At 52.9% G+C, this 5247-nt stretch carries 1 tRNA gene and 3 rRNA genes; all 4 read right to left on the bottom strand.

The features are described 5' to 3' along the window. Positions 1-5 precede the first annotated feature (5 nt). The 4 genes from rrf to ACFW2W_RS15375 all read right to left on the bottom strand — a co-directional run bounded on the left by rrf (position 6) and on the right by ACFW2W_RS15375 (position 5005). Positions 6-123, bottom strand: a 5S ribosomal RNA gene (rrf, locus tag ACFW2W_RS15390). A gap of 55 nt (positions 124-178) precedes the next feature. Then, a 23S ribosomal RNA gene (locus ACFW2W_RS15385) occupies positions 179-3069 on the bottom strand. A 259-nt stretch (positions 3070-3328) separates the two neighbouring features. Continuing rightward, a tRNA-Ile gene (locus ACFW2W_RS15380) sits at positions 3329-3402 on the bottom strand. A 110-nt stretch (positions 3403-3512) separates the two neighbouring features. Further along, a 16S ribosomal RNA gene (locus ACFW2W_RS15375) occupies positions 3513-5005 on the bottom strand. Together the 16S, 23S and 5S rRNA genes with 1 tRNA gene alongside form the textbook arrangement of a ribosomal RNA operon. Positions 5006-5247: the final 242 nt, after the last annotated feature.

The raw sequence follows: 5247 nt of genomic DNA, 5'->3' as shown, positions 1-5247 counted from the left end.
AATTAACCTGGCACTGAGCTATTTTCCCAGGCAGTCACCCGCCGAGTATCTTCGCCGCAGTTGCGTTTCACCTCCGAGTTCGGGATGGAGTCGGTGTGGTTCCACAACGCTAGTAGCACCAGGAAAGATTTGGGGGATGAACCCTCAATACTGCATAGCAACGTTATTTTTGGGAGTTGAGGTCAAGCCCTCGGTCTATTAGGACGCTTCGGCTGCATACATTGCTGCACTTCCACCTTGCGCCTATTTACAGGTGTTCTTCCTGTGACCTTACTGGATTATTTCCATGAGAGCACTCATCTTGAGGTGGGCTTCCCACTTAGATGCTTTCAGCGGTTATCCGCTCCGCACATGGCTACCCAGCGTTTACCGTTGGCACGATAACTGGTACACCAGCGGTGCGTCCCTCCCGGTCCTCTCGTACTAAGGAGGGCTCCTCTCAATGCTCTTACGCCTGCACCGGATATGGACCGAACTGTCTCACGACGTTCTGAACCCAGCTCACGTACCGCTTTAATGGGCGAACAGCCCAACCCTTGGGACGTACTTCCGCCCCAGGTTGCGATGAGCCGACATCGAGGTGCCAAACCTCCCCGTCGATGTGAACTCTTGGGGGAGATCAGCCTGTTATCCCTAGAGTAACTTTTATCCGTTGAGCGACGGCCCTTCCACGCGGTGCCGTCGGATCACTAAGGCCGACTTTCGTCCCTGCTTGAGTTGTAACTCTTGCAGTCAAGCTCCCTTTTGCCTTTACACTCGCCGCCTGGTTTCCAACCAGGCTGAGGGAACCTTTGCGCGCCTCCGTTACCTTTTAGGAGGCGACCGCCCCAGTCAAACTGCCCACCTGAAACTGTTCCTTGCCCCGATTCAGGGGTCAAGGTTAGAATTCTAGCCTCGCCAGAGTGGTATCTCACCGTTGGCTCCATACCCCCCACAAGGGGTACTTCTATGCCTCCCACCTATCCTGCACAAGCGAAGCCCGAACACCATTCCAGGCTACAGTAAAGCTTCATAGGGTCTTTCTGTCCAGGTGCAGGCAGTCCGTATCTTCACAGACATTCCTATTTCGCCGAGCCTCTCTCCGAGACAGCGCCCAGATCGTTACGCCTTTCGTGCGGGTCGGAACTTACCCGACAAGGAATTTCGCTACCTTAGGACCGTTATAGTTACGGCCGCCGTTCACCGGGGCTTCAGTCGCCAGCTTCGGCTTGCGCCTAACCGACTTCTTTAACCTTCCGGCACTGGGCAGGCGTCAGCCCCCATACATCGTCTTGCGACTTAGCGGAGACCTGTGTTTTTGGTAAACAGTCGCCTGGGCCTCTTCACTGCGACCTTCATTTCTGAAGGCACCCCTTCTCCCGAAGTTACGGGGTCATTTTGCCGAGTTCCTTAGAGAGAGTTATCTCGCGCCCCTTGGTATTCTCAACCTCCCCACCTGTGTCGGTTTCGGGTACAGGCGGTAATTGTTTATGGTGTTTAGAGCTTTTCTTGGAAGCTTGACTGATACCACTTCCCTGCCGTAGCAGGTCGTACTCGCGCCTTAGCTCGGGTCGTTTTCTCCGTCCCTCATCGCCTCGAACGCTTGAACCGGTAACCAACATCCGGCTGGCTCTTGCCTTCTCCGTCCCTCTGCACCAACAATTACTGGTACGGGATTGTTGACCCGTTGTCCATCGACTACGCATTTCTGCCTCGCCTTAGGCCCTGACTAACCCTCCGCGGACGAGCCTTCCGGAGGAAACCTTGGGGTTTCGGGGCATTGGATTCTCACCAATGTTTGCGCTACTCAAGCCGACATTCTCACTTCCGTTTCGTCCACACCTGCTTGTCGCTAGTGCTTCTCACTACTACGGAACGCTCCCCTACCGATACTTTACATATCCCACAGCTTCGGCATGTCACTTAGCCCCGTTCATTTTCGGCGCAGGAGCGCTTGACCAGTGAGCTATTACGCACTCTTTCAAGGATGGCTGCTTCTAGGCAAACCTCCTGGTTGTCTTTGCACTCCCACCTCCTTAATCACTTAGTGACCATTTGGGGGCCTTAGCTGGTGGTCTGGGCTGTTTCCCTCTTGACGATGAAGCTTATCCCCCACCGTCTCACTGGCTGTGTGTACATCTGGTATTCTGAGTTTGTCTCGATTTGGTACCGCTCTCGCAGCCCGCACCGAAACAGTGCTTTACCCCCAGACTATAATCACAACCGCTGCGCCTCAACACATTTCGGGGAGAACCAGCTAGCTCCGGGTTCGATTGGCATTTCACCCCTAACCACACCTCATCCGCTGATTTTTCAACATCAGTCGGTTCGGACCTCCACTTGGTGTTACCCAAGCTTCATCCTGGACATGGTTAGATCACCCGGGTTCGGGTCTATAAACAGTGACTTATTTTCGCCCTTTTCAGACTCGCTTTCGCTTTGGCTTGAGCATTGAATGCTTTTACCTGCCACTGCTTATAAGTCGCCGGCTCATTCTTCAACAGGCACACGGTCACTCGTTCAATCGAGCTTCCATTGCTTGTAAGCTTACGGTTTCACGTTCTATTTCACTCCCCTCCCGGGGTTCTTTTCACCTTTCCCTCGCGGTACTGGTTCACTATTGGTCACACAGTAGTATTTAGCCTTACCGAGTGGTCTCGGCTGATTCACACGGGATTTCACGTGCCCCGTGCTACTCGGGATTCAGCTAGGGCTTTTGAAGTTTTCGACTACAGGACTTTTACCTTCTCTGGTGCAGTTTTCAGTTGCTTTGTCTAACTTCTCGAGTCCCACTTTGCTGTCCCACTACCCCATCAAGCATGCTTGATGGTTTAGGCTGTTCCCGTTTCGCTCACCACTACTCAGGGAATCTCTTTTGATTTCTTTTCCTCCAGCTACTAAGATGTTTCAGTTCGCTGGGTTGGCTCTTTACTGCCTATGGATTCAGCAGTTAGTTCTTTGGGGTTGCCCCATTCGGATATCTCCGGCTCATTGCTTGCTTCCAGCTCCCCGGAGCGTTTCGTCGGTCGCCACGTCCTTCATCGCCTCTGTGTGCCGAGGGATCCACCATAAGCTCTTTGTAGCTTGACCACATTCCACTTTTGCTTGGATGATACGGACGCCTTCCATGATTGGACGTCTCGTTTTTTCCTGCTTTCTAACGTTACTATGCAGTTTTCAAGGTTCTTTGGCTGGAACAAGATCTCCAGCATTCTCTCTGAGGATTTTTGAGTTTCAGAGCCGATGCTGACTTCTTTTTCCGTTTTCAGTTTGGGCTTGTCGGCTTTGGGTGGAGGTCAGCCACTCGCATCTACCCCTTGAGTTGTCAAGTTGATTGCTTGACTTGAGGTGGGCCATCCTGGACTCGAACCAGGGACCTCACCCTTATCAGGGGTGCGCTCTAACCACCTGAGCTAATAGCCCATGAACCCGAACCGTTAATAGTTTGAAAGCTTTTGACTTTACGACCTCGACGACCTGGGATGACCTTCTGTCCCCGACTTTTTTCGGCTTCAGAGGTTTGGTCTCCCTTAAAAGGAGGTGATCCAGCCACACCTTCCGGTACGGCTACCTTGTTACGACTTCACCCCAGTCACCAGCCCTGCCTTCGGCGTCCCCCTCCAATTTCTCGGTTAGGGTAACGACTTCGGGCGTGGCCAGCTCCCATGGTGTGACGGGCGGTGTGTACAAGGCCCGGGAACGGATTCACCGCCGTATGCTGACCGGCGATTACTAGCGATTCCGCCTTCACGCAGGCGAGTTGCAGCCTGCGATCTGAACTGAGCCACGGTTTATGGGATTTGCTTGTCATTGCTAACTTGCTGCCCTTTGTCCGTAGCATTGTAGTACGTGTGTAGCCCAGGACGTAAGGGGCATGCTGACTTGACGTCATCCCCACCTTCCTCCGGTTTGTCACCGGCAGTCTCCCTAAAGTGCCCAACTTAATGATGGCAACTAAGGACGAGGGTTGCGCTCGTTGCGGGACTTAACCCAACATCTCACGACACGAGCTGACGACAGCCATGCACCACCTGTGTTCCGGCTCCCGAAGGCACCCCTTTGTTTCCAATGGGTTCCGGACATGTCAAGCCCTGGTAAGGTTCTTCGCGTTGCATCGAATTAAACCACATACTCCACCGCTTGTGCGGGCCCCCGTCAATTCCTTTGAGTTTCACACTTGCGTGCGTACTCCCCAGGCGGGATACTTAACGCGTTAGCTACGGCGCGGCCCGGGTCGATACAGGCCACACCTAGTATCCATCGTTTACGGCTAGGACTACTGGGGTATCTAATCCCATTCGCTCCCCTAGCTTTCGTCCCTCAGTGTCAGTTGCAGTCCAGCAGAGCGCTTTCGCCACCGGTGTTCTTCCCGATCTCTACGCATTTCACCGCTACACCGGGAATTCCCTCTACCCCTACTGCACTCTAGCCGTTCAGTTTCCACCGCCTTTCCAGGGTTAAGCCCCGGTCTTTAACGGCAGACTTGAACAGCCACCTACGGACGCTTTACGCCCAATTATTCCGGATAACGCTTGCATCCTCCGTATTACCGCGGCTGCTGGCACGGAGTTAGCCGATGCTGATTCCTCAGGTACCGTCATTTTTTTCTTCCCTGAGAAAAGGGGTTTACAATCCAAGAACCTTCCTCCCCCACGCGGTCTTGCTCCGTCAGGCTTTCGCCCATTGCGGAAAATTCCCCACTGCTGCCTCCCGTAGGAGTCTGGGCCGTGTCTCAGTCCCAGTGTGGCTGATCGTCCTCTCAGACCAGCTACCGATCGAAGCCTTGGTAAGCCTTTACCTTACCAACTAGCTAATCAGACGCGAGCTCATCTTCAGGCTATGAATATTTCACCTCTCGGCACATCCGGTCTTAGCAGTCGTTTCCAACTGTTATCCCCGTCCTGAAGGCAGATTCTCACGCGTTACTCACCCGTCCGCCACTAGAATCCGAAGATTCCCGTTCGACTTGCATGTGTTAAGCAGACCGCCAGCGTTCATCCTGAGCCAGGATCAAACTCTCCATTGTGTTATCGAGTTTGTTTTTTTGGCTATTGGAAACTAATCGTTTCCTACCGTCTTCGTCTTGGTGAAAGAACTTTCATTCCCTTCACCTGATTTTTTTGACGAGGTACTTGTGTTTACTTGGCTTTCAAACTATTATTTTTTCTAGGTTCGGTGCGCTTCGGTGTCGCTTCACTTTCGCTTGCTCTCCCGACCGCTTTATTAATGTAGCAACCTCTTACCAACTCTGTCAACTGTTTTGAAAAA

The sequence above is a fragment of the Coleofasciculus sp. H7-2 genome, from assembly GCF_042747725.1.
GTDB lineage: Bacteria > Cyanobacteriota > Cyanobacteriia > Cyanobacteriales > FACHB-T130 > FACHB-T130.
The sequence above is the reverse complement of the archived record's forward strand: the minus strand, read 5'-3'. Positions and strand labels throughout refer to the sequence as shown.